General features: G+C 59.0%; 18 protein-coding genes and 1 pseudogene. 11 read left to right on the forward strand and 8 right to left on the reverse strand.

All coding sequences use genetic code 11. From position 1 onward, the window contains the following. Positions 1–169: 169 nt before the first annotated feature. The 4 genes from AB4P97_RS25830 to glnA form a co-directional block, all read right to left on the reverse strand. The gene (locus AB4P97_RS25830) at positions 170–793 is read right to left on the reverse strand and encodes a DUF4124 domain-containing protein (RefSeq protein WP_395601784.1); all 624 of its coding nucleotides are present in this window, start codon (positions 791–793) and stop codon (positions 170–172) included. Next, positions 790–1,302, reverse strand: a complete 513-nt coding sequence (locus AB4P97_RS25835; protein WP_395601785.1) for a DUF4124 domain-containing protein — start codon at positions 1,300–1,302, stop codon at positions 790–792. The genes AB4P97_RS25830 and AB4P97_RS25835 overlap by 4 nt, the downstream gene beginning before the upstream one ends. Before the next feature lie 111 nt (positions 1,303–1,413). After that, complete coding sequence (locus AB4P97_RS25840; RefSeq protein ID WP_395601786.1) at positions 1,414–3,474, reverse strand: hypothetical protein; 2,061 nt, start codon at positions 3,472–3,474, stop codon at positions 1,414–1,416. A gap of 128 nt (positions 3,475–3,602) precedes the next feature. Beyond that, entirely contained in the window at positions 3,603–5,009 is a 1,407-nt protein-coding gene (gene glnA, locus AB4P97_RS25845; RefSeq protein ID WP_042557212.1) for a glutamate--ammonia ligase, read from the reverse strand. Between the two features lie 327 nt (positions 5,010–5,336). Between glnA and thiI the strand changes: the two genes are divergently transcribed. Together thiI and typA are read left to right on the forward strand one after the other, a co-directional pair. After that, positions 5,337–6,791 carry a tRNA uracil 4-sulfurtransferase ThiI gene (gene thiI, locus AB4P97_RS25850; RefSeq protein WP_210624047.1) on the forward strand — a complete coding sequence of 485 codons (1,455 nt, stop codon included), beginning with the start codon at positions 5,337–5,339 and terminating at the stop codon, positions 6,789–6,791. 139 nt (positions 6,792–6,930) lie between these two features. Continuing rightward, positions 6,931–8,751, forward strand: coding sequence for a translational GTPase TypA (gene typA, locus AB4P97_RS25855; protein ID WP_042557214.1), 1,821 nt, complete (start codon positions 6,931–6,933; stop codon positions 8,749–8,751). A 161-nt stretch (positions 8,752–8,912) separates the two neighbouring features. Here the strand turns inward: typA and AB4P97_RS25860 are convergent, their stop codons facing one another. Further along, positions 8,913–9,350, reverse strand: coding sequence for a YkgJ family cysteine cluster protein (locus tag AB4P97_RS25860; protein WP_042557215.1), 438 nt, complete (start codon positions 9,348–9,350; stop codon positions 8,913–8,915). A gap of 257 nt (positions 9,351–9,607) precedes the next feature. On the opposite strand from AB4P97_RS25860, the gene AB4P97_RS25865 reads away from it, so the two are divergent. From AB4P97_RS25865 to AB4P97_RS25885, 5 genes are all read left to right on the forward strand, one after another. Further along, on the forward strand, positions 9,608–12,058 hold the full coding sequence (locus AB4P97_RS25865; protein ID WP_261736230.1) for a glycogen/starch/alpha-glucan phosphorylase: 2,451 nt from the start codon (positions 9,608–9,610) through the stop codon (positions 12,056–12,058). A 252-nt stretch (positions 12,059–12,310) separates the two neighbouring features. Then, complete coding sequence (locus tag AB4P97_RS25870; protein ID WP_395601787.1) at positions 12,311–15,883, forward strand: DUF2339 domain-containing protein; 3,573 nt, start codon at positions 12,311–12,313, stop codon at positions 15,881–15,883. Beyond that, on the forward strand, positions 15,880–17,244 hold the full coding sequence (locus tag AB4P97_RS25875) for a DUF3999 domain-containing protein (protein ID WP_395601788.1): 1,365 nt from the start codon (positions 15,880–15,882) through the stop codon (positions 17,242–17,244). Before AB4P97_RS25870 ends, AB4P97_RS25875 begins: the two co-directional genes overlap by 4 nt. A 342-nt stretch (positions 17,245–17,586) precedes the next feature. Beyond that, positions 17,587–18,597 (forward strand): class 1 fructose-bisphosphatase, encoded by a 1,011-nt coding sequence (locus tag AB4P97_RS25880; RefSeq protein WP_042557219.1) that lies wholly within the window; start codon positions 17,587–17,589, stop codon positions 18,595–18,597. A 3-nt stretch (positions 18,598–18,600) separates the two neighbouring features. Continuing rightward, complete coding sequence (locus AB4P97_RS25885; RefSeq protein ID WP_273877244.1) at positions 18,601–19,203, forward strand: DUF924 family protein; 603 nt, start codon at positions 18,601–18,603, stop codon at positions 19,201–19,203. A 134-nt stretch (positions 19,204–19,337) separates the two neighbouring features. Here the strand turns inward: AB4P97_RS25885 and AB4P97_RS25890 are convergent, their stop codons facing one another. Together AB4P97_RS25890 and AB4P97_RS25895 are read right to left on the reverse strand one after the other, a co-directional pair. Further along, positions 19,338–20,102, reverse strand: a complete 765-nt coding sequence (locus tag AB4P97_RS25890) for a methyl-accepting chemotaxis protein (RefSeq protein ID WP_390896384.1) — start codon at positions 20,100–20,102, stop codon at positions 19,338–19,340. Between the two features lie 141 nt (positions 20,103–20,243). Further along, positions 20,244–21,320 (reverse strand): annotated as a pseudogene (locus AB4P97_RS25895) (cache domain-containing protein); the annotation flags it as partial. Positions 21,321–21,513: 193 nt separating this feature from the next. Between AB4P97_RS25895 and AB4P97_RS25900 the strand changes: the two are divergent. Next, a complete protein-coding gene (locus AB4P97_RS25900) occupies positions 21,514–21,768 on the forward strand; it encodes a lipoprotein (protein ID WP_042557222.1) in 255 nt (84 codons plus the stop codon). A gap of 30 nt (positions 21,769–21,798) precedes the next feature. Further along, positions 21,799–22,368, forward strand: coding sequence for a lipocalin family protein (locus AB4P97_RS25905; RefSeq protein ID WP_047299365.1), 570 nt, complete (start codon positions 21,799–21,801; stop codon positions 22,366–22,368). Positions 22,369–22,488: 120 nt separating this feature from the next. Here the strand turns inward: AB4P97_RS25905 and AB4P97_RS25910 are convergent, their stop codons facing one another. Continuing rightward, complete coding sequence (locus AB4P97_RS25910; protein WP_395601789.1) at positions 22,489–23,853, reverse strand: formimidoylglutamate deiminase; 1,365 nt, start codon at positions 23,851–23,853, stop codon at positions 22,489–22,491. 145 nt (positions 23,854–23,998) lie between these two features. On the opposite strand from AB4P97_RS25910, the gene hutC reads away from it, so the two are divergent. Both hutC and AB4P97_RS25920 read left to right on the forward strand, forming a co-directional pair. Continuing rightward, on the forward strand, positions 23,999–24,709 hold the full coding sequence (hutC, locus tag AB4P97_RS25915; protein ID WP_181818442.1) for a histidine utilization repressor: 711 nt from the start codon (positions 23,999–24,001) through the stop codon (positions 24,707–24,709). Continuing rightward, a complete protein-coding gene (locus tag AB4P97_RS25920; RefSeq protein WP_395601790.1) occupies positions 24,706–25,275 on the forward strand; it encodes a HutD family protein in 570 nt (189 codons plus the stop codon). Before hutC ends, AB4P97_RS25920 begins: the two co-directional genes overlap by 4 nt. The last annotated feature ends 353 nt before the right edge of the window (positions 25,276–25,628 follow it).

The following is a 25,628-nucleotide window of genomic DNA, read 5'->3' on the forward strand; positions in this document are numbered from 1 at the left end:
AAACCAAACCAAGGCTCCGAAAAGAAGCGTTCAACCCCTGAAACGGGCGTTTGACGCTCGTTTGCGTGGCGTTCTGCCAGCTGGAACGGGAAGTTTCGAACCAAAATGGGATGGAATGTGAGTACGGTGCAATCTATTGCACCAATATAGTGCGCAAAGCTGAATGGCGTTAGAAGAAACGCAGGAAGGGATTTTTAGGCTCTTCGGGTTTGTCTTTCAGCGGACACTCGGGGCGCACGCCGTAGTCCTCATTAACGCAGGGTTTAACCTGGCGTTTTTGCGCGAGCGAGATGCGCAACATGTGGAAGGGCTGGTTGGCGGTGCGCTCGACAGTGCGGCCCTGCGCATCAAGAATTTCTATCGAGAGGCTATGGCTGCCACGGTCGATATTGCTCAGCGGAAAAACCGGGCTGACGCCGGGCTCGCCGGTGGCTTTGCCGTCCAGCAGCAAGCGATACAGATGGCCCTTTTGCAAGCCGGGCTCGCTGGTGATGCTGACGATCAGCTCACCGGCACTGCTGCGAATGGTCGCGTCGGGCTCGGGCACCAGAACGCGCAGCATGTCGTAATGGAACGGGGGTTGTTCCGGCGATTTTTTCGCGGTGGTCATCGGCGCAGCAGCCGTGGGGGTAGCCGGCATGCGATTACTGGTGGTCAGCGGCACCCGCTTGGCGTTGCCCCGTGGCTGATCGGTGTAGACACGATTGCCCTGCGCATCGATATAAGTGAACACCTCGGCCGAGGCGTGCAGCGCTGTCATGGCCAGCGCGGCGATCAGCCATGCGCGGATCATGGCTTGTGCACCCTTTGCACGGTGAAGAGTACTGGCGGGCTCTGCTGGACGATCGTTTCGCCGTCGATCACCTGCACGGCCAGACGATGTTCGCCGCGATCGACATTCACCAGTTGCAGGATTGGCACGTTGCTCGGCTGCCCGTAAGGCTCGTCGTCCAAAACCAGTCTTAATTGATGCGGCGGTTGCAGGCGCGGCTTGATCAGCACATTGACAGTGAAGGTGCCGTTGTTGGCGCGCAGGGCTTCTTCAGTGGGCAGGCCGGCCAGTTCCAGCACCTCATAAGCGTTGCGCTCAGGCTGGCGATTGTCTGTCTCGACCGCTGGGGGCGTGCTCGGCGTTTGCGATTCGACACGGTTGAGCGGCGGCAACTCCACCGGCTGCGCGTCGACGCCGTCCGGCGAATGATCGCTGTACACCGTGTGGCCGTTGGCGTCGGTGTATTTGTAGATCTGCGCGACGGCGGGCAGGGCAATAACCAGCAGGAGGAATAGAAGACCACGACCCATGGGCTCGACCGATCAACAATGAGATTGGCTTGCAGCATAGGCCAGGGACGACGGTAAGCCTAACTGAGACAACATCCGCTCACACAAACCATCCCGGTTTTGACTGATTGCTCAACTGCTGAAGTTGAGCATGCGTTTCTGCTTTCCGACGGGCGCTACGGGGCTGGGGCAGCCTTCAGGGCCGTGGTAGGTTTGTTTTCCGGTCTCGTCGTACTGGATCGTGCAACCGACCGGCCCCTTGTCGTAAAACGCCCGGCTTTTGACCACGCCGTTGCGGTAATAGCAAAGCTGTTCACCGGCCAGATCACCGCCGTATTCGTAGCTTTTGACTTGTTGTTGGTTGACGGTCATCCAACTGAAGCCCACCGAGTTTTTCTGGCATTCGATCTGGCCGTTTTCGTAATACGTGCGCACGGTGATCTGGTCGTTTTCACCGATGATCTTTTCGCGGGTCTTATTGCCGGTTTTGTAGTCGTAACTGACTTCGGCCTGGCTGCTGCCAAACAAAAAATCCGTTTCGTTGGTCAGTTTGCCGTGGGTGAACGTACGAAATTTTCCACAGCGATCAATGGTCGGGCCGTTCTTGTCGAAGCGGCACCAATTGGATTCCTCATAGATCATTTCATTTTCGTCGTAGCGTTTCATCAGGCCGATAAAGCGCCCCGTTTCAAAGCGTCCAACTGTTGCAGGTGTGCCGTCGTGCAGAAAGGTCAGATAGGGACCTTCGCGCTCTCCGTTATGCCAGGAAATATCGTTCATCAGCACTTGGCCGTCGTCGCTGTAACCCAGCGATCGGCCTTCGAGTTTGCCGTTTTCGTAGGACTGCGAGTAGAGCCGTTTACCGCTTGGGCTGTAGCCCTCGCGAGTGCCATTCAGTACGCCAGCCGTGTAATGCTCGATCAACGTCAGGACACCGCTGGCATCGGTGTCGCGTAACTCGCCATCCTTTTTGCCGGCAACGAAGTTCACTGTCTGGCTGTGGCCTTTATCAGCCTTGAGCGTCCACAGACCGCTTTGCACGCCATTGTGGTAAAAACCGGTGCCGGCTTCGGTCACCCAAGGGCCTTCGCGCTGATCGTTGATAAAATTGCCACGCACGGTAATGGTGCCAGTGATTTCTTCACTCGGACCATCGAGTACGCCACGCCTGTATGTCTGGAACCCGGTCGTCGTGTTATCGGGATCGCCATCGTCGAGGATCGTCCAGCGCCCCTCGCGTTCACCGTCGACATACTGGCCGGTCAAGGTCTTCGAATATTCGGTTTCGACCCATTCACCCTGTCGCTTGCCCGCCACATAGTGACCGCTGGCCGAGTATTTAGACTCTTTGGTGAAAGACCAGGCACCCACGCGCACACCTTTTTCGTATGAGCCTTGGCCGCTGATTTCGCCGAAATTGAAGGAAACCGAATCGCCATCCTCGCTACCGCTGAAAGTAGCGGGCGCGGTTTCCCAGGCCATGCGGCTGACCTGGTAGTTGTAGAGCATGCGATTGCCGTCGTTAAGGGACGTATTGATGCCGCGCCAAAACGTGACGGTGAGAAAACGCCCGTTTTTTTCCTGATAGGTTTTTTTGAAATAGTACTGACCAGTGCCGGGCGTGTTGATGTCGAGTGGTTTGGTCTGTTCATCGAAATAACCGACCAGCGCTCCTGCGGTGAGATCGAGTTGGTCAAACTCGGGAATGCCCGATTGCTCGTAGTAGAAGCGATAGTTGATCGGCGTTAGCTGCGCCATTGCTTTCTTGATTGTGAGGGCGTCGAGCCGCTTCTGGCCTTCGGCGATTCGGTCGAGGGCTTTTTGCAGTCCTGTGACGCGTGTGTAGAGCTGGCTGCTGGCGTCGTATTTGTAGGCGTAGATCCGGTATTTCGTTTGCTGCTTGAAAAGCACCAGGCGGATGGGATCTTCGCTGTCGAGTTGCGTCAGGAACACCGATTCGATGGAGGCCTGGCCGAAGTCATCCAGCCGTTGTGGGCTAGCCTCAGGCTTGTCGCATACGCAGTAATAGCCTTTGACACCGCCGGCTTCTTTGATAAATGCCAGAGTGGCCGAGCTCTCCTGCAAACCCTGAATCAGCGGATGAGCCAGCGTTTTGTTTTCATAAAACTCGGCCGCGTTAACAGTCTGGCTGGCGAGGCCGGCCATCAGGGTCAGAGCCCATAACCACTTCATACGAATCCCTTCGTCAAGGCGCCAGTCGCGGCGCAGAAACGGCGGATTATCCATGGATGAGCGCACACAAAAAAGGCCTCCCGAAGGAGGCCTCTTTTTGTCACGCCGCGTAGCGCAGCGCTACCGGATCAGCAGCTGTAGTACAGCTCATATTCCAGTGGGTGTACGAAGGTGCGGACCTTGATTTCTTCTTCGGATTTCAGCGCGATGTAAGCGTCGATGAAGTCGTCGGAGAACACGCCGCCCTTGGTCAGGAACGCACGGCCCTTGTCCAGCTCTTCCAGGGCTTCTTTCAGGCTGCCGCAAACTTGTGGGATCTCTTTCGCTTCTTCAGGCGGCAGGTCATACAGGTTTTTGTCAGCGGCATCGCCTGGGTGGATCTTGTTCTGGATACCGTCCAGGCCGGCCATCAGCAGTGCTGCGAAAGCCAGGTACGGGTTGGCAGCCGGGTCCGGGAAACGTGCTTCGATACGGCGGCCTTTAGGGCTGTTGACGTAAGGAATACGGATCGAGGCGGAACGGTTGCGAGCCGAGTAGGCCAGCATTACCGGCGCTTCGAAGCCTGGCACCAGACGCTTGTAGGAGTTGGTGGCCGGGTTGGTGAAGCCGTTCAGTGCCTTACCGTGCTTGATGATGCCGCCGATGAAGTACAGAGCGGTTTCGGACAGGCCGGCATAGCCTTCGCCAGCGAAGGTGTTCTTGCCATCTTTGGAGATGGACATGTGTACGTGCATACCCGAACCGTTGTCGCCGTACAGCGGCTTCGGCATGAAGGTAGCGGTGCGGCCGTAAGCGTCGGCAACGTTGTGTACAACGTATTTCAGAGTCTGAACTTCGTCAGCTTTCTTCACCAGGGTGTTGAACTTGACACCGATTTCGTTCTGACCGGCAGTTGCCACTTCGTGGTGGTGAACTTCAACGGTCTGGCCCATTTCTTCCAGTGCGTTGCACATGGCAGTACGGATTTCGTGGTCGTGGTCGAACGGCGGAACCGGGAAGTAGCCACCCTTGATGCCTGGACGGTGACCCTTGTTGCCGCCTTCGATGTCCTGGTCGGACATCCAGGAACCTTGTTCGGAGTAGATCTTGAACATCGAGCCGGAGATGTCCGACTTGAATTTCACTTCGTCGAAGATGAAGAATTCTGGCTCTGGGCCGGCGAAGACGGTGTCACCGATACCGGTGGTCTTCAGGTATTCCTCGGCGCGGTGAGCAATGGCGCGCGGGTCGCGATCGTAGCCTTGCATGGTCGACGGTTCGATGATGTCGCACACCAGGATCAGGGTGGCGTCTTCGGTGAACGGGTCGAGAACGGCAGTTTCGTCGTCCGGCAGCAGGATCATGTCGGAGGCTTCGATGCCTTTCCAGCCAGCGATGGAGGAACCGTCGAACATCTTGCCGACTTCGAAGAAGTCGTCTTCCAGCGCATCGCGAGCCGGCATGGTCACGTGGTGCTGAGTGCCTTTGGTGTCCGTGAAGCGCAGATCAATCCACTTGACGTCATGATCTTTGATGAGTTGAACCGACTTCGACATAGTGTCCTCCGGGTGAATTAGGGCGGGTAGTGGATGCCCTTAATAGTGGTGATGCCGGCGCGAATACTCTGCCAAGGCAACCTGCCTCACAAGGGAGCAAATTGCATGCCAGTGCCCCAGCATGGGTTTTATGCCCCATATTCACGCTTATTAAGGTGCAAAACGTCTTAATGCAGAAATTATCGCCCTCTAATGTAGCGTCTTGATCTGAAAATGACCTGTTTTGGTGCATGCAAAACCTTCTGCACATTAACTGGTTAAACCTTGAGCAATTTCCGCTATAATCCGCGCCCCCCTTTTTCGGCTGGCCCTGCGCGCGCTGTTTTCATGAAACTAATCGTAAAAGTCTTCCCCGAGATCACCATCAAGAGTCGACCTGTCCGGACGAAATTCATCCGCCAGTTGGCCAAAAACATCCGCGCCGTGCTCCGCGATCTGGACCCGGCTGTGGTGGTGAACGGTGTGTGGGACAACCTCGAACTGGAAACCCGTGTTACCGACGCCAAAGCCCTTAAAGAGATGGGCGAACGCCTGACGTGCATGCCGGGCATTGCACACTTTTTGCAGATCGACGAGTACCCGCTGGGCGACTTCGACGACATCACCGAGAAGTGCAAACAGCACTACGGCGATGCGCTGGCGGGCAAGGTTTTCTCGGTGCGCTGCAAACGTGCAGGCAAGCACGTGTTCAGCTCGATGGACGTCGAAAAATACGTCGGCAGCAAGCTGCGCCGTGAGTGCGGCGCCGCCGGAATCGACCTGAAAAAGCCGGAAATCGAAGTCCGCATGGAAATTCGCGACAAACGGTTGTTTGTCATCCACAGCCAGCACAACGGCATCGGCGGTTACCCGCTCGGCGCTTTGGAGCAGACGCTGGTATTGATGTCCGGCGGCTTTGACTCCACCGTTGCGGCCTACCAGATCATGCGCCGCGGCCTGATGGCGCACTTCTGCTTCTTCAATCTGGGCGGTCGTGCCCATGAATTGGGCGTGATGGAAGTCGCGCACTTCATCTGGAAGAAGTACGGCAGCTCGCAACGCGTGCTATTTGTCAGTGTGCCGTTCGAAGAAGTGTTGAGCGAAATTCTCGGTAAAGTCGATAACAGTCATATGGGCGTCGTATTGAAGCGTATGATGTTGCGCGCGTCCTCTGTCATCGCCGACCGCCTGAGCATCGATGCGCTGGTCACCGGCGAAGCGATCTCCCAGGTATCGAGCCAGACGCTGCCGAACCTGTCGGTGATCGACTGCGTGACCGACAAGCTGGTGCTGCGTCCGCTGATCGTTGCGCACAAACAGGACATCATCGACACGGCCAACGAAATCGGCACTGCCGATTTTGCCCGGCACATGCCGGAGTACTGCGGGGTCATCTCGGTCAATCCGAAGACCGCCGCCAAGCGTGGCCGCGTTGAACACGAAGAGAAAGAATTCGATATGGCGGTGCTCGAGCGTGCGCTCGCCAACGCCAAACTGGTCGCCATTGATCGAGTCATCGATGAATTGGGCCAGGATTTGCAGATTGAAGAAGTCGGCGAAGCGCTGGCCGGTCAGATCGTCATCGACATCCGTCACCCGGATGCCGCTGAAGACGAACCGCTGGAGCTTGCCGGCATAGAGGTACAGACGATGCCGTTCTATGCAGTGAACGCACGTTTCAAGGAACTGGACCCTACTCGCCAGTACCTGCTGTATTGCGACAAAGGCGTGATGAGTCGCCTGCATGCCCACCATTTGCTCAGTGAGGGGCATGCCAATGTGCGCGTTTATCGACCGAGCTAAGTGCCCGGGGCTGTTTGCCTGTGGCCTGCGTCACCGGCCCCCCGACACCGCCGTCAAGCTGTAACGGCCATGCCGGACACTACTGCTAATCGCTGCCAAGACTTGTCAGCAAACCGAATCCTCTGATCGAGATACACAAGTGATCGAAAATCTACGCAACATCGCCATTATTGCCCACGTTGACCATGGTAAAACCACCCTGGTAGACAAACTCCTGCGTCAATCCGGCACTCTGGAGCGCAACGAGCTCAACGACGAGCGCGTGATGGACTCCAACGACCAGGAAAAAGAGCGCGGTATTACCATTCTGGCGAAAAACACCGCCATCAACTGGAACGGCTACCACATCAACATCGTGGACACCCCGGGCCACGCCGACTTCGGCGGCGAAGTTGAACGTGTAATGTCGATGGTTGACTCCGTTCTGCTGCTGGTTGACGCTCAAGACGGCCCTATGCCGCAAACCCGTTTCGTGACCAAGAAGGCTTTCGAAGCCGGCCTGCGTCCGATCGTGGTCATCAACAAGGTTGACCGTCCAGGCGCGCGTCCGGACTGGGTTCTGGACCAGATCTTCGACCTGTTCGACAACCTCGGTGCTACCGAAGAACAACTGGACTTCCAGGTTGTTTACGCCTCGGCCCTGAACGGCATTGCCGGTCTGGATCACACCGACATGGCTGAAGACATGACCCCGCTGTACCAAGCGGTAGTCGACCACGTTCCAGCGCCAAAAGTTGACCGTGAAGGTCCGTTCCAGATGCAAATCTCGGCACTGGACTACAACAGCTTCCTGGGTGTTATCGGCGTTGGCCGTATCGCTCGTGGTAGCGTCAAGCCGAACACTCCGGTTGTTGCTATCGGTGCCGACGGCAAGAAGCGTAACGGTCGTATCCTGAAGCTGATGGGTCACCACGGTCTGCACCGTATCGACGTTGAAGAAGCTTTCGCAGGCGATATCGTTTGCGTCAGCGGTATGGACTCGCTGTTCATCTCCGACACCCTGTGCCACCCGGACACTGTCGAGGCGATGAAGCCTCTGACCGTCGACGAGCCAACCGTTTCGATGACCTTCCAGGTAAACGACTCGCCATTCTGCGGTAAAGAAGGCAAGTTCGTGACGTCCCGTAACATCAAGGACCGTCTGGACAAAGAGCTGCTGTACAACGTTGCTCTGCGCGTTGAAGAAGGCGACACCGCTGACAAGTTCAAGGTTTCCGGCCGTGGTGAGCTGCACCTCTCGGTACTGATCGAAACCATGCGTCGCGAAGGCTTCGAACTGGCCCTGGGCCGTCCGGAAGTGATCATTCGTGAAGTAGACGGCGTCAAGCAAGAGCCGTTCGAAAACGTGACCATCGACATCCCTGAAGAAGCTCAGGGCAAAGTGATGGAAGAGATGGGCCTGCGTAAGGGCGACCTGAGCAACATGGTGCCGGATGGCAAAGGCCGTGTGCGTCTGGAATACAACATCCCTGCTCGTGGTCTGATTGGTTTCCGTAACCAGTTCCTGACCCTGACCAACGGTGCTGGCATCCTGACCTCGATCTTCGATCGCTACGACACCGTCAAGTCGGGCCACATGTCCGGCCGTCAGAACGGCGTTCTGGTTTCGGTTGAAACCGGCAAGGCTCTGACCTACTCCCTGGAAACCCTGCAGGCGCGTGGCAAGCTGTTCGTTGAACACGGTCAAGAGATCTACACCGGTCAAATCGTCGGCCAGAACAGCCGCGACAACGACCTGGGTATCAACCCAACCAAAGGCAAGAAGCTCGACAACATGCGTGCTTCGGGTAAAGACGAAACCATCGCTCTGGTTCCACCAGTGAAGTTCACTCTGGAACAGGCTCTGGAATACATCCAGGAAGACGAGCTGTGCGAAGTTACTCCTAAGTCCATCCGTCTTCGCAAGAAGATCCTGGACGAAAGCGAGCGTACCCGCGCTGCCAAGAAAGCCAAGATCTAAGTATTTAGTTCAGGCTGAATGAAAACGCCCCCGGTCGCGAGACCGGGGGCGTTTTTGTTTGTCTGGAGTGTAAAAAGCAAAAAAGATCGCAGCCTTCGGCAGCTCCTACATTGGAACGCATTTCCCTGTAGGAGCTGCCGAAGGCTGCGATCTTTTGATTTTTAGAACTTCTCGATCGCCCGAAAATTCTGCTCGCGCACCACTTCCTTCGGCTTGTACGCGCAATACCCCGGCCGTGGGCCAATCTTCGGGTGGTTGCGGCAAGTGTCCGGGCGTTTGTCATAAATGGTGCACAGGCGGCTCTTACGATCCAGGTAGTAGCAATCGTTGTTGCTCATGCGCTGGAGGGTGAAGATGCCCGACTTCTGGTTGAAGCGTTCAACCAAGCCTTCCTTTTGCAAACGCTTGGCGATGTTCTTCGGCGGATCGCCCAGTTCGAACTCGTCGACCACGCCGATGCGCACCAGATCCTTGATCTTGACCTCGACCGGCAGCGTGCAGCAGCTGGAGATACAAGAGCCACACATCGGGGCCGTATATTTGGCCCACGTATCGAGACGATCGATCTCGGCGGCGGCAATCAGGTTGGGCTTCATCATCGGGAGTTACCAGGCGTGTGCATCAGGGCGCGCGATCATACCGGGACTGGTGGATTTTTGAACAACCTTTCGCCAGATTTTTTCTGCATGCAGGCATTTTGCCGAACAATTCGGCACGGCCCCTGCATTCATTAGCTCATCCGCCAGGGTAATGCCGGGCCATCTCCTGTCTCAGGAAATACTGCCGAACCAGAGCCTCCGCCGTCGGTCAGACCGTCTAGGCTCAGACAATTCCCCGCTCGCCCGAGGTCGTATCAATGACTCAAGAACCACTAGTTCGCGAAGCAGAGGTGGCCGCATTCCGCGACGCCGTTTTGACCAAACTCACCTACGCGGTGGGCAAAGACCCTGATCACGCCTTCGACCATGACTGGTTCGAAGCCATTGCGTTGGCCGCGCGTGATCACATGGTCGAGCACTGGATGGACCACACCCGGCAGATCTACCGCAAAGGTCAGAAGCGGGTGTATTACCTCTCGCTGGAATTCCTCATCGGCCGCTTGCTCTACGACAGCCTGAGCAACCTTGGCCTGCTCGATGTGGCGCGTGAAGCCCTGACCGAGCTCGGCGTCGATCTTGAGCGCATCCGCCTGCTGGAGCCCGACGCGGCGCTCGGCAACGGCGGCCTCGGCAGACTGGCGGCGTGCTTCATGGAAAGCATGTCGACCCTCGGCATTGCTGGCCACGGTTACGGTATTCGTTACGAACACGGTTTGTTCCGCCAGGCCATCGTCGATGGCTGGCAGCAGGAGCAGACCGAGCACTGGCTGGATTTCGGCAACCCGTGGGAGTTCGAGCGTCCGGAAGTCGCCTACCCCATCGGCTTCGGTGGCAGCGTGGAAACCGTCATCGATGCCAGCGGCCAATCCAGGCAAGTCTGGTCACCTGCCGAGACCGTCCGCGCAATTGCCTACGACACACCGGTAGTCGGCTGGCGTGGGGCGAGCGTCAATACCTTGCGCCTGTGGCGTGCGCGGGCGATGGAAGATCTGCACCTGGAGCGCTTCAACGCTGGTGACCACCTGGGCGCTGTCGCTGAAGTGGCCCGTGCCGAAAGTATTTCCCGCGTGCTCTATCCGGCGGACAGCACGGAGGCCGGGCAGGAACTGCGCCTGCGTCAGGAATACTTCTTTGTCGCCGCCTCGTTGCAGGATTTGCTGCGTCGCCATCGCAACACGCACACCTCGGTGCTGACCCTGGGCGATCACGCCGCCATCCAGCTCAACGACACGCACCCCTCGATTGCCGTCGCCGAACTGATGCGCCAATTGGTCGACGTCTACGACGTGGCATGGGATGCGGCGTGGCAGGTGACGGTCGATACGCTCTCGTACACCAATCACACATTGCTGCCCGAAGCGCTGGAAACCTGGCCGGTCGGCTTGATGGAACGCATGCTGCCACGGCATATGCAGATCATTTACCTGATCAACGCCCAGCACATCGATTCGCTGCGCGCCAAGGGCATTCATGATTTCGACGTGCTGCGCGCGGTGTCGCTGATTGAAGAGGACAACGGTCGTCGGGTGCGCATGGGCAACCTCGCGTTTCTCGGTTCGCACAGCGTCAACGGCGTGTCCGGGTTGCACACGCAACTGATGCGCAAAACCGTATTCTCCGAGCTGCACAAGCTTTACCCGGAGCGGATCAACAACAAAACCAACGGCATCACCTTCCGCCGCTGGCTGTACCAGGCCAACTCCGAGCTGACGTCGATGCTGGTTGATGCCCTCGGCCCGGACCTGCTCGACAACCCTGAAGAACGCCTGCTGGATCTGGAGCCATTCGCCGAGAAACCTGCGTTCCGCAAAGCCTTCGCCGAACAACGTCTGCACAGCAAAAAAGCCTTGGCCTATCTGATTCATGAACGGCTGGGGGTCGCGGTCAATCCGGCGGCGTTGTTCGACGTGCAGGTCAAACGGATCCACGAGTACAAACGCCAATTGCTTAATCTGCTTCACACCGTGGCGTTGTATCAGGCGATTCGCGCTGAGCCGGAAGTCAACTGGGTGCCGCGCGTGAAGATCTTCGCCGGTAAGGCGGCGGCGAGTTATCACCAGGCCAAGTTGATCATCAAGCTGACTAACGATATCGCCCGGGTGGTGAACAACGATCCGACCGTGCGTGGCCTGTTGAAAGTGGTGTTCCTGCCTAACTACAACGTCAGCCTCGCGGAGAGCATTATTCCGGCGGCGGACCTTTCGGAGCAGATTTCCACCGCCGGTTTCGAGGCGTCGGGCACCAGTAACATGAAGTTCGGCCTCAACGGTGCGCTGACCATCGGCACCCTTGATGGCGCCAACGTGGAGATGTGCGAGCGTATTGGCGCCGAGCACATGTTCATCTTCGGCCTCAGCGCCCAGCAGGTTGAAGCGCGCAAACAGAACCACGAGTTCAGCGCTGCGCCGGACATCGCGGAATCCCATCGCCTCAACGATGTGTTGCAAGCGATCCGCAGCGGCGTGTTCTCGCCGGATGACACTTCGCGCTATACCGGGCTGATCGATTCGCTTGTGGACTACGACCGCTTCCTGGTCTGCGCCGACTTCGACTCCTACTGGGAAGCACAGAAGCGCGTCGAAGCGCATTGGCATGACGCTGATAACTGGTGGCGTTCGGCGGTGTTGAATACATCGCGGATGGGCTGGTTCTCGTCCGACCGGACAATCCGCGAGTACGCCACGGATATCTGGAAGGCGCTGGAGTAACTTTCCGCAACAAAATGTACGCAAGGCCCAACGGTTGTTGGGCCGGATCGATATACTGAGCGCCGGTCAGTGCTGGTTCAGGCACAACACAGCCACTGTGGGAGCGAGCCTGCTCGCGAAAGCGGTTTGTCAGTCAACATTTCTGTTGAATGTGACAACGCTTTCGCGAGCAGGCTCGCTCCCACAAGGTTTGTGCCTAGACTGATGCAATTGCCGGACTCGCCCCCTGTGGGCCGCTTAGGGATATCGACCATGCAATGGATGTTCATGTTGATCGGGCTGGTGCTCGGCTGGCTGCTCGACGAATCGCTCAGTGATGCGCTGTTGGGTGCGCTGCTGGGCCTGGCGATTGGTCAGACGATCCGCATCGCGCGCCTGGGCACGCAGATGACCGAGCAACAGCACCAACTTGAACAGGTCAGGGAGGCTTTGCAAGGCGTTGCGCAGCGTCTGTTTCTGCTGGAAGGCTCGCCTTCTCATGCGGTGACACCGCCAGGCGTTGAACCGGTCAGTGAGTCTGTCGACATCGTCGAAGACGCCCCGGCACCCGAACTGGTTTGGGAACTGCCGCCCGAACGTGAGCCAATATCCGCCGTCGCCAGCGAAGCCGGTCAACCATTGCCGGACGATGTCTGGCGTCTGGACGCCGTCACTACCGAACCCAAACAACCCGCCGAACCCCGTGGCCCGAACCTTTTCGAGCGCGGCATCAGCGCTGCACGCAACTGGTTGTTCGGTGGCAACACCGTGCTGCGTGTCGGCGTGGTGCTGTTGTTTTTCGGTCTGGCGTTTCTGCTGCGTTACGCCACCGAAGGCATGGTGGTGCCGATCGAATTGCGTTACGCCGGGGTCGCGGCCGCGGCATTGGGTTTGCTGGCGCTGGGCTGGTGGCTGCGCCAGCGTAACAACGGCTACGCATTGATGCTGCAAGGCACCGGGATCGCGGTGCTGTACCTGACGGTGTTTGCGGCGATGCGATTGCATCCGCTGCTTGATCCTTCCGCCGCGCTGGGTTTGCTGGTGGCGGTCACGGTGTTCTCGGCAATCCTCGCCATCACGCAAGATGCGTTGGGCCTGGCTGCCGCGGCTGCGCTGGGTGGTTTCGCCGCACCGATCCTGACCTCGACCGGCGCCGGCAACCATGTCGCGCTGTTCAGTTATTTCGCGCTGCTGAATGCCGGCATTCTCGCCATCGCCTGGTTCAAGGCCTGGCGCCTGCTTAACTTGATCGGTTTCGTCGGCACCTTCGGCATTGGCTTCGCCTGGGGCCTGCGCTCTTACGCGCCGGAACTGCTGTTGAGCACCGAGCCATTCCTGATTCTGTTCTTCCTGATGTACCTCGCCATCGGCCTGCTGTTTGCCCGGCGTAAATTGCTCGATATGCCTGACGCTCCTGCGGACGGTGATCGCGAGGCGCTGCTGCACTGGTCGGCGCGCAAGGGCGATTACGTTGACGGAACGATGCTGTTCGGCCCGCCAATCGTGGGCTTCGGGTTGCAGTTTGCGCTGGTCCAGCATCTTGAGTTCGCCGCCGCATTCAGTGCCTTGGCGCTGGGCATGATTTACATGGGCCTGGCCAAGGTGTTGATGGGCGGGCGCGCGGTACTGCTGGGCGAAACCTGTCTGGCACTTGGGGTGATTTTCGCCAGTCTGGCGATTCCGCTGGGCCTTGATGCACGCTGGACGTCGGCGGCATGGGCGGTGGAGGGCGCAGGGATTTTCTGGCTGGGCTTGCGTCAGCATCGACCGTTCGCCCGGGCCTTTGCGTTGTTGCTGCAGTTCGGTTCTGCGCTGGCGTTTCTCAGCCAACTGAATATCGGCGAAAGGAGCCTGCTCGATGGTGCTCCACTGGGCGCGTTGATGCTCGGCGCGGCGCTGTTGTTCAGCTTCTATCAACTGCGCAAAGCCACGCCGGAGCAGGCTTCGCTTTGGGAACGCCAGGGGTTGCCGGTGTTGGCGTGCCTGGGGCTGACGTTCCTTTATCTGCTGGCGCCGTTGTTTTTCTTCATTCAGGGCACGGCGATCAGTTGGGCGTTGGCCGGCCTGGCGACCTTGTTTGTAGGCCTGCGGCTGCAATCGCGCACGTTCCTGTTCACCGCGTTCGGAGTGCAATTGCTCGGCGGTGCGTTGTTCCTGCTGCGGCTGCAGGGCGCTGGCGAAGATTCGGCGGCGGTATTGAGTGCCGGTTGGAGCGGTCTGCTCAGCGCATCCTTGATTGGCCTGGCGCTGATCGCCGGCATGCTTTTGGCCGCTCGCGACGAAATGGTGCGCGGCGACGTACGCCTGTTGCGCGGTTTGTCGGTGGTGCTGCTGGCCGGCCTGGCGCTGATCAATCTGGCGGTGTTGTTTGTCCTGCCGTGGCAAACGGCGAGTGCGGTGTGGGCCGCCAGCGGTTTGCTGATTATCTGGCTGAGCCTGTACCTCCAACAGCGTGTGAGTTTTGTCTTCGGACTGCTGTTGCAGGTGATCGGTGGCGCGGCGTTCTTGCTCGCCGGCCCCGAGTTGCTCGGGCCGTTGTCTTCCGAAGGTCTGAAGCCGTTGGCCCATGGTGGGTTCTGGACGCCGCTGGTGCTGGGGCTGGCGGCGATGATCGGTGCCTGGCGCCTGCAACGGGGCAATCACGCTTCAGCATTTGATGCGCTGAGTTTGCAGCGTCTGTCCCAAGTCTTGCTGGTATGGGGCGCTGGTTGGTGGGCGTTGGCGTGGGTCAGTGAGGTGCTGCGTTTTGCACCGGTGACACTGCAAGGTACGTTGCTGCTGTTGGTGGCGGCGTTGAGTGTTCTGTTGTGGACGCTGCTGTCGCTGCGCTTGAAGTGGCCGGCGCTGGGCTTGCTTTGCACGCTGCTGATCCCCGCGTCAGGCTTGGTGTTGCTGGCGGCTTGGCACTCGCGTTATCACCCAGCGGCAGACTTCGGCTGGCTGACGTGGACATTGGTGTTCGCTGTGCACTTCTTCAGCTTGCGCCGTTTGGCGTCAATGTTGCCGGCACGGGCCTTGAGTGCCGCCCATGTGCTCGGTTGCTGGCTGCTGATCGGCGTGCTCGCGCTGGAGTTGCGCTACGGCTTGCTCCTGTTGTCCGAGCAATACAACGCCTGGCGCTGGTTGGGTTGGGCGCTTCTGCCGAGTCTGTATCTGTTGCTGGCGGCAGCACCGCGCAACTGGCCTTGGCCGATGGCGGCGTTCGCCCGCGAGTATCGTCTGTATGCCGCCGCGCCTTTGGCAGTGTTGATGCTTGCGTGGTTCTGGATGGCCAACGGGGTCAGCGATGGCAACGCTGAGCCATTGCCGTACGTGCCGCTGCTCAATCCGCTGGAGCTGGGTTTGCTGTTCGCCTTGTTCGGCATTTACGTCTGGTCACGCAGCGCAGTTTCGCAGCTGTCGATCCGTCAGGACTACGCCGATTACGCCACGCAACTGGTCGCCGGGGTTTCACTGTTCGCTTTCTGCACCGCGTTGGTGACCCGCGCCGCGCACCACTGGGCCGGCATTCCATTCGAACTCGATCAGCTGCTCGCCTCTATGCTGGTGCAAGCCGGGTTGTCCATCGTCTGGACGCTGATGGCGCTGGGACTGATGATCGGCGGACACCTGCGTCATCGTCGTGAAGTCTGGCTGATCGGTGCAGCGCTGATTGCGCTGGTGGTGGCCAAACTGATTTTTGTCGAACTGAGCAACCGTGGCGGCCTCGCCCGGATCGTCTCGTTTATCGGCGTTGGCGTATTGCTGTTGGTGGTGGGCTACTTCGCGCCGCTGCCACCCAAACGCGTCGAAGCTGACCCGGCGGCGCAAAAGCCAGCCCCGGAAACCGAAGGAGTTGCATCTTGAGTCGCATGCTGAATCTGGGGTGGTTGGCGTTGGGCGTGGTGATGGTTGCCGGCGCTCAGGAAAAACCGGCGGACTTCGCCACGCAGGTGCCGCTGTCGGTGACGGGCGATGGGCCGTGGTATCGCCTGGAGTTGCCGCTGAGCGCGCAATTGCAGGCGCGCCAGACCGATCTCAGCGACTTGCGTGTATTCAACGCTGCCGGCGAATCACAGGCCTACGCCTTGGCCCGCGAATCGGCGAAAACCCGCGACGACGGCCAGTTGCACGAGGTGAAGTGGTTCCCGCTGTACAACGCCGCCGACGCCACTGAGCGCGCGCCCAACGTGCGGGTGCAATCCACCACCAACGGCACGCTGGTTGAGGTGCAGCCATCCAGTCAGTTGGAGGCGGGTGAAGAAGTGCTGCGCGGCTGGTTGCTTGATGCCAGTGCGATCAAGGCACCATTGCAGCAGTTGATCCTCGACTGGACCAGCGAGCGCGATGGCTTCCAGCGTTTCAGCATCGAGGCCAGCGACGACTTGCAGCGTTGGCAGCCGTGGGGCGAGGGGCAGGTGGCGCGGCTGACCTTTTCCGATGAGCGGATCGAGCAGCATGAGGTGACTCTGCCGGGGCAATCGGCGCGTTATCTGCGACTGCTCTGGGAGTCGCCGAATTCGGCACCGGTCCTGACCTCGGCCCAGCTGAAAAGCAGCGACCCGCGTAACGTGCCGCTGCCGTTGGTCTGGTCGCAAGCGTTGGCGGGCAGTAGCAGCAAACCCGGCGAATACACCTGGCAGTTGCCGATGGGGCTGAATGTCGAGCGGGTCCAGGTCGAGCTGAAGCAATCGAACAGTCTGGCGCCGGTAACCTTGGCGGGTCGACGCGACAGCAGCCTGCCGTGGCAGACGTTGAGCAGCGGTCTGCTCTATCGCCTGACGCAGAATGCTCAGGACGTGGTGCAGAACGAATTGCAGCTGTACGGGCAAACCGTGCAGCAGTTGAAGCTGACTGTGGATGAGCGCGGCGGCGGTTTGGGTGAACAGGTGCCGAGCCTGAAATACGCAATACGGGCGACGCAGGTGATCTTCCTTGCGCGAGGGGAGGGCCCGTACAGTCTGGCGTTGGGGAATCCGAATGTGAAAACGGCGAATCTGCCGTTGACGACGCTGATACCGGATTTCAAACCGGAGAAACTGGCGACATTGGGCAAGGCGACGGTTCAGGGGGATGTGGTGGCTACTCAGACGTCGACCACGACCACAGCAGCCGTGGCTGGGACCAATTGGAAGAAGATCGGGCTGTGGGCGGTGTTGTTGCTGAGTGTGGTGTTTCTTGGGGCGATGGCGTTCAGTCTGTTGCGCAAGCCGCCGACCAATTCCTGAGAATGGCCGGCGCTGCGCGCCAATCGCTGGCAAGCCAGCTCCCACAGTGATTCTGGTCCGACCACATATTTTGTGTACGCCAGGAAAACCTGTGGGAGCTGGCTTGCCAGCGATGAGGACCTGACAGTCAGTCAATATTCAAGACCTGACCAATCTGGCCGCATCCACATTCATCTGATTTCCAACTACGCTAAACCCGCTACCTGAACTCTCTGTACCCATTCACGTCTGATACAGGCAATTGCGCCCCGACGCACGTTACCGGGCGTCTTCGCTCGCTACGTTTTCAGACTCCCTGTAAACTGCGCGGGTTTTTAGCCCCCCATTCCACCGGAGCCGTCCATGTCCCGCGTTACCCTGAGTCGCTATTTGATTGAGCAGACCCGTAGCAACAACACTCCTGCCGATCTGCGTTTCCTGATCGAAGTGGTGGCGCGCGCCTGTAAAGAAATCAGCCACGCCGTGTCCAAAGGCGCCCTGGGTGGTGTTCTGGGCAGCATGGGCACTGAAAACGTGCAAGGCGAAGTGCAGAAGAAACTCGACGTGATCTCCAACGAGATCCTGCTCGAAGCCAACGAATGGGGCGGTCACCTGGCCGGCATGGCGTCCGAGGAAATGGACAATGCCTACCAGATCCCGGGCAAATACCCGAAAGGCGCGTACCTGTTGGTATTCGACCCGTTGGACGGTTCGTCGAACATCGACATCAACGCGCCGGTCGGCACGATCTTCTCGGTGCTGCGTTGCCCGAACGAATACCTGACCCAGAACGAGCCGCTGAACGAAAAGGCTTTCCTGCAGCCAGGCACTCAGCAGGTTGCTGCCGGCTACGCGATCTATGGCCCGCAGACCATGCTGGTGCTGACCTTGGGCCACGGCGTCAAAGGCTTCACCCTGGACCGCGAAATGGGCAGCTTCGTGCTGACCCACGAAGACATCACCATTCCTGAATCGACCCAGGAATTCGCCATCAACATGTCCAACCAGCGTCACTGGGAAGCTCCGGTACAACGTTATGTTGGCGAGTTGCTGGCCGGCGAAGAAGGTCCGCTGAAAAAGAACTACAACATGCGTTGGGTCGCGGCGATGGTTGCCGACGTGCATCGCATCCTGACCCGTGGCGGTCTGTTCATGTACCCACGCGACAGCCGCGAGCCATCCAAGCCTGGCAAACTGCGTCTGATGTACGAAGCCAACCCGATGTCGTTCCTCGTGGAACAGGCGGGCGGCGCGTCCACCGACGGTCACCAGCGCATCCTCGACATTCAGCCGGACGGGCTGCACCAGCGTGTAGCGGTGTTCCTGGGCTCGAAAGAAGAAGTCGCACGCGCTACGGCTTACCACAAGGAATAAACCATGAACGCGCCCTGGCAGCCGTTGCTCGATTGGTGGTTCGGAAATGCCGAATCACCGAATGAGATATCGGCTGACAAGGGCAAGTTGTGGTTCGGTAAGCGTGACAGTCAAGACCTCGAAGCGCAGACGCGTTTCGGGGTCTTTGTCGATCAGGCCCTGGCTGGCGAATTGACCGAGTGGACGCAATGTCCCGAAGGTTGGCTGGCGGTGGTGCTGCTGCTCGATCAACTGCCGCGAATGATCTTTCGCGACTCTCCCAAAGCGTTCTCCGGTGATTTGCGTGCGCAGAAGCTCGTCGCGCAAGGCATTGCTGCGGATTTTGATCGGCAGTTAAAGCCCATTCAGCGAGTGTTCATTTATCTGGTGTTCGAACACTGCGAAAACCTCGCGGTGCAGAACGAAGCGGTTTCCCGATTCATGGAGCTTGTGGCTGAACAGCCGGAAGCGGAGCGGGCAGTGTTTGCCGACAATCTGGATTATGCCGAGCGGCATCAGAAGGTGATTGCGCGGTTTGGAAGGTTTCCGCATCGCAATGCGGTGTTGGGGCGGGAGTCTACGGCTGAGGAGTTGGCGTTTCTTTCCGAACCCGGGTCCAGATTCTAAATCTTCAGTGCGGCTGATGCCGCTTTCGCGGGCAGGCCCGCTCCCACAGTGTTTTGGGGTGGAGCACACATTGTGTGAACACCGAAGATCTCTGTGGGAGCGGGCCTGCCCGCGAGAGGGTCAGTTGCAGTAATTTAGATCCTGAAGCTACCCACCAACTGCTTCAACCGCGCCGCCTGCTGCTCCAGATCCGAGCAAGCCCGCAACGTCGCCTGCAAGTTCTCCACACCTTCCTGATTCAGCGTGTTGATCTCGTTGATATCAACGTTGATCGACTCAACCACAGCAGTCTGCTCTTCAGTCGCCGTTGCGACCGACTGGTTCATCCCGTCGATCTCGCCGATGCGCTGGGTCACGCTGCCCAGGCGTTCGCCGGCCTGGTTGGCGATGCCGACGCTGCTTTCGCTCTCGCGCTGGCTCTCGGTCATTATGCTGACCGCCTGACGTGCGCCGACTTGTAGCTCTTCGATCATCTTCTGCACTTGCTGCGCCGAATCCTGCGTGCGGTGCGCGAGGTTGCGCACTTCGTCAGCGACCACGGCGAAACCACGACCGGCTTCACCGGCACGCGCCGCTTCGATCGCGGCGTTCAGTGCCAGCAGGTTGGTTTGCTGGGAGATGCTGGTGATCACTTCCAGAATCTGGCCGATGTTCACGGTGTTGCTGTTCAGGGTTTCGATGTTGCCGCACGAATCGCTGATCTTCGCCGAGAGCTGCTGCATCGCGTGGATGGTTCTATCCACAACCTGCTGACCGTCGACCGCCAGGCTGCGCGCTTCGCTGGAATGCTGCGAGGCGAGGGCGGCGTTTTGAGCGATTTCCTGGGCGGCGGCGCCGAGTTGGTTGATCGCTGCCGCCACACTGTTGGTGCGAGTGGCCTGTTGATCGGAGTTGTACATCGACGAGTTCGAGGCTGCGACCACGCGCAGGGCGACTTCGTTTACCTGGCCGGTTGCCGAGGACACTTCGCGGATCGAGGTGTGGATACGCTCAACGAAACGGTTGAACGATGTGCCCAGCGCGCCGAATTCGTCGTTGCCGTGGATGACCAGACGTTTGGTCAGGTCGCCTTCACCTTCGGCGATGTCGTGCATGGCGCGGCCCATGGTCAGCAGCGGTTGCATCAGCACGCGGATCAGCATGCCGAGCAGGAAGATGATGATCACCACGGCAATGACCATGGCGATCAGCGCCGAGGTGCGGAATTCGCTGAGCATCGAGAATGCGGTGTCTTTGTCCAAGACCAGCGCGACGTACCAGTCGGCCGACGGTACGCCGTTGACGCGGGTGAAGGAGATCAGCTGGGTCTTGCCGTTGAATTCGACTTCTTTCAGACCCGGGCTGACTTTCGGTGCGCCGTTGGGGTAAGCCTCGGCCAGGGTCTTGAGCACCAGTTTGCTGTCCGGATGAATCAGGATTTTGCCATCGGCACTGACGATGAACGCGTGACCGTGGCCGCCGAAGTTCAGCGAGTTGATGATCGCGCTGACGCTGGTCAGGTCGATATCGGCACCGGCCACGCCGAGCATCTGGCCCTGGCGCTGCACCGGGGTGGCAACGGTGATCACCAGTTTGCCCGACGAGGCGGCAATGTACGGTTCGGTGACGATGGTCTGCTGCGCGCTGTTGGCCGCTTTGTACCAGCCGCGGGCGCGCGGATCGTAATCCGGCGCGCGGTTGCCGGCGGGCACGGAGAACATCACGCCGTCAGTACCGCCGAAGTAGCTGAGCTGGAAATTGCCGGTGTAGGCGGGCAGGTCGATGATGCGTTTCAGGCTGGCGGGGGCGTTGCCGTCAACCGCGACCTGCTGGGACAGCGATTGCAGCAGTTGAATGCGGCTTTCCAGCCAGGTCTGGATGTTGCTGGTGGTCAGGCTGCCGAGTTCCTGCATGGTCGACTCGGTACTGCTGCTCAGCGCTTCGCGTTGTCGATAGTCGTTGAAGAAAATGAAACAGGCGAACGCAACGGCCACCACGAGGGCGGCAGCCAACAAGATTTTGTGGCTGAATTTCATGTTTCTGGTCATCGAATGAACTACCGCGAAGGGGCTGGTCAAGAAAGGGCGGCAATTTGCCACACTATCGGGCTTTGCGCTGCCATTTATTTCGACCGCCATGCGCCAAAGATTAGGCGGCTTTGCTTAAATGCGACGAAATGCTCAATAGCCCTGGAAAGTGACTGATTTAAAGGTAAAAGTCAGACGGGCGGGCTAATAAATAGCCTTTTGTGTACGGAACCAGATGACGGTTTTCTCTTCTAAGCTTCTGGTTGGCACCCTGCCATCCCCCCCTCGTTCCAGGAGTTACACAATGTCGCTGCGATCTATCGCCCTTCTGTCGTTTTGCGTGCTGTTGGCCGCATGCAGCAAGGTCAATCAGGAAAACTACGCGAAGCTCTCGGCTGGCATGGCCAAGGCTGAAGTGGAGACCCTGCTCGGCAAACCGACTGACTGCTCGGGCGCGCTCGGCATGTCCAGTTGCACCTGGGGCGACAAGAACAGCTTTATCAGCGTGCAATACGCCGGTGACAAAGTGCTGATGTTTTCCGGCCAAGGCCTGAAGTAAACCGGGGCTTCGCGCCCACGGAGAAGAAAAATGAAGCGGTTATTATTTGTCCTTTTTGCCGGCCTGGTACTGGCCGGCTGCGCCACTTCCGGCGTGGATTCGTTGGCGCCGAAAACCGTCGACAGCGTCAACCTCAAGCGTTATCAGGGGACCTGGTACGAGCTGGCGCGCTTGCCGATGTACTTCCAGCGCAATTGCGCGCAATCCGAAGCCCGCTACACCCTAAAGCCTGACGGCAATGTTGCGGTGCTCAATCGCTGCCTGACCCCTGACTGGCAGTGGGAAGAGGCCAAGGGCACGGCTTATCCACAGGTGCCGGGCAAGACCGACAAGTTGTGGGTCGAATTCGACAACTGGTTCTCGCGCCTGATTCCGGGTGTGGCGAAGGGCGAATACTGGGTGCTGTACGTCAGCGACGACTACAAGACCGCTATCGTCGGCGACCCGAGTCGCAAGTACCTGTGGCTGCTGTCGCGCACGCCAACCGTCAACGGTGTGGTGCGCGAAGAACTGTTGAGCAAGGCCCGCCAGCAGGGTTACGACACGACGCGGTTGATCTGGCGAGCGTCGGATCGGCAGATGGCCAAGACTTCAAACTAAACACCACCACAAATCAAATGTGGGAGCGAGCCTGCTCGCGAAGAGGGCGTGTCAGTTAACGAAAATGTTGCTGATACACCGCTTTCGCGAGCAGGCTCGCTCCCACATTTTTGTTTTGTGTCAGCCGAGGAGGTCGCGCAGGACCTGGGTGAAGGCACGCGCACTGTCCTCTTCGCCGGCATGCCGGCCATCACGCACAACCCACTGACCATTGACCAGCACATCACGCACCTGACGATCACCGCCAGCAAACAACCAGCGATTCAAAATCCCGTCCCCACTCGCCGTCGCCAGATACGGATCGTTGCCATCGAGCACAATCCAGTCAGCGCGCTTGCCGACTTCCAGCGCACCAATCGGCTGCCCCAGTGCCTGAGCGCCGCCGTCCAGTGCCGCGTCGTACAACGTGCGTCCGACCATCGGCTGATCCGCGCCATACAAACGGTTACGCCGCTGATCACGCAAACGCTGGCCGTATTCCAGCCAACGCAATTCCTCGACCACGCTTAGCGACACATGGCTGTCAGAGCCGATACCCATGCGCCCGCCCTGAGCCATGAAATCCACCGCCGGGAAAATCCCGTCGCCCAGGTTGGCTTCGGTGGTCAAGCACAGGCCGGCAATGGCGCGACTCTTGGCCATCAGCGTGACTTCTTCCGGGTTGGCGTGAGTGGCGTGGACCAGGCACCAGCGCTGATCGACTTCAGTGTTTTCATACAGCCATTGCAGCGGGCGGCGACCGCTCCAGCTCAGGCAGTCGTCGACTTCCTTCTGCTGTTCGGCGATGTGGATGTGCACCGGGCAATGCTTGTCACTGGCCGCCAGGACTTCGCTGATCTGCTGTGGGGTCACCGCGCGCAACGAGTGGAAACACAGACCCAGTGATTGCGCCTTTTGCTGCGCCAACAAGGGCTGCAAACGCGATTGCAGATTCAGGTAGTTTTCGGTGCTGTTGATAAATCGGCGCTGGCCGTCGTTTGGCGTCTGGCCGCCGAAACCGGCGTGGCTGTAGAGCACCGGTAGCAGGGTCAAACCGATGCCGCTTTCGCTGGCAGCCTGACTGATGCGCAACGCCAGTTCAGCCGGATCGGCATAAGGCTGACCATTGCTGTCATGGTGAACATAGTGAAATTCCGCGACCGAGGTGTAACCGGCCTTAAGCATTTCGATGTACAGCTGACGGGCGATCACGCCGAGTTGATCCGGGCTGATTTTTCCGACGAGGCGATACATCAGGTCGCGCCAGGTCCAGAAACTGTCATTGGGATTGCCGGCGACTTCGGCCAGTCCGGCCATCGCTCGCTGAAAAGCGTGGGAGTGCAGGTTGGGCATTCCCGGCAGCAACGGTCCGCTCAACCGTTCGGCGCCATCTGCGGTGGAATCGGCCAGGATTTGGGTCAGCAGGCCATCGGCGCTGACCTCAAGACGTACATTATTGGCCCATCCGTTAGGCAGCAGCGCGCGTTCGGCAAAGAAGGCGGACATGGTTCAGCACCCCATCGTGTGTTATTTGTATATACATATACAGACGTTTGCCTGCCCGGTAAACTCCGGCAAGCTAGCAACCTCTACCGACGAACAAGGATCCACCGTGCCGACTCCGCCTCCAGTTTCCCCGTTGGCCGCGAACATGGGCGATAGTCCGGCGCCCTTGTACGCTCGCGTCAAACAGATGATCACCCAGCAGATCGACAGCGGTAACTGGCCGCCGCACTACCGCGTGCCGTCCGAGAGCGAACTGGTCAATCAGCTCGGTTTCAGCCGCATGACCATCAATCGCGCGCTGCGCGAGATGACCGCCGACGGCCTGCTGGTGCGTATGCAAGGCGTCGGCACCTTCGTCGCCGAGCCGAAGAGCCAGTCCGCGCTGTTTGAAGTGCATAACATCGCCGATGAAATCGCCTCCCGCGGTCATCGCCACACCTGCCAGGTCATCACCCTCGAAGAAGAGGCTGCCGGTTCCGAGCGCGCACTGGCGCTGGACATGCGCGAAGGGCAAAAGGTATTTCACTCGCTGATCGTGCATTACGAAAACGATATTCCGGTGCAAATCGAAGACCGTTTCGTCAACGCGCTGGTCGCCCCGGAATATCTCAAGCAGGACTTCACGCTGCAAACGCCATACGCCTATCTGAACCAGGTGGCGCCGCTGACTGAGGGCGAGCATGTGGTCGAAGCAATCCTGGCCGAAGCGTCCGAGTGCAAGTTGCTGCAGATCGAAAAAGGCGAGCCATGCCTGCTGATCCGCCGCCGCACGTGGTCGGGCCGTCAGCCGGTGACCGCTGCGCGTCTGATTCACCCCGGTTCCCGTCATCGTCTGGAAGGGCGGTTCCATAAATGAGTTCATTGAAAGTCCTACGCGCCGAAGGCTATCCGCGCATGCCGTGGAAAAACGGCGGCGGTAGCACTGAAGAAATCACCCGTGACGCTGGCGCTGGCCTCGACGGTTTCGGCTGGCGTCTTTCGATTGCCGACATCGCCGAGTCCGGCGGTTTTTCGAGCTTTGCCGGTTACCAGCGGGTGATTACCGTGTTGCAGGGTGACGGCATGACCCTGTGCGTCGACGGCGACGATACTCGGCCACTGCTACCGCTCGATCCCTTTGCATTCAGCGGTGAGAGCCAGGTTTCCTGCACCTTGCTCGGTGGGGCGATTCGCGACTTCAACCTGATTTATGCGCCGCAGCGTTATAGCGCGCGGTTGCAGTGGCTGGATGGCGAGCAACGGTTTTTCAGTTCGGCGGGGACGGTGCTGGTGTTCAGTGTCAGTGAGTTGCTTGAAATTGTGGTCGGTGAGAAGACGGCACAACTTGGCCGACACGACTGCCTGCAACTGGACGGTAACACCGGGCTGGTTGAGATATCCGTCAATGCCGGTTGCTGCGTGATCGAACTCACTACACGCTGATTCACAAACAATCTAAAGATCGCAGCCTTCGGCAGCTCCTACAGGGTGTACATCAATCCCACTGTAGGAGCTGCCGAAGGCTGCGATCTTTTGCTTTTGGGGTGTTCCCAACCACGCACCAACTTGTTACCGAACGCCCCAGCGTGGCGCGAAACCATGCTCTCGTAACCATCCCCCAACTCCCCAAACCAGCCCCGCGAAAAATTTCATCATCGCCAGAACCCTTGATTCAGGCGATCTCCAGCCGTGTCCGCGATTTTTCTTGAACACCGCGTCACCAAGTTGGCCGCTTGATTGCATATGCTTGTATGTACAAGTAAAGACGTATGCGTATGAGTCCGCAGCGTCCACTG

It is taken from the genome of Pseudomonas sp. A1230, assembly GCF_044218825.1.
Taxonomy (GTDB): domain Bacteria; phylum Pseudomonadota; class Gammaproteobacteria; order Pseudomonadales; family Pseudomonadaceae; genus Aquipseudomonas; species Aquipseudomonas iridis.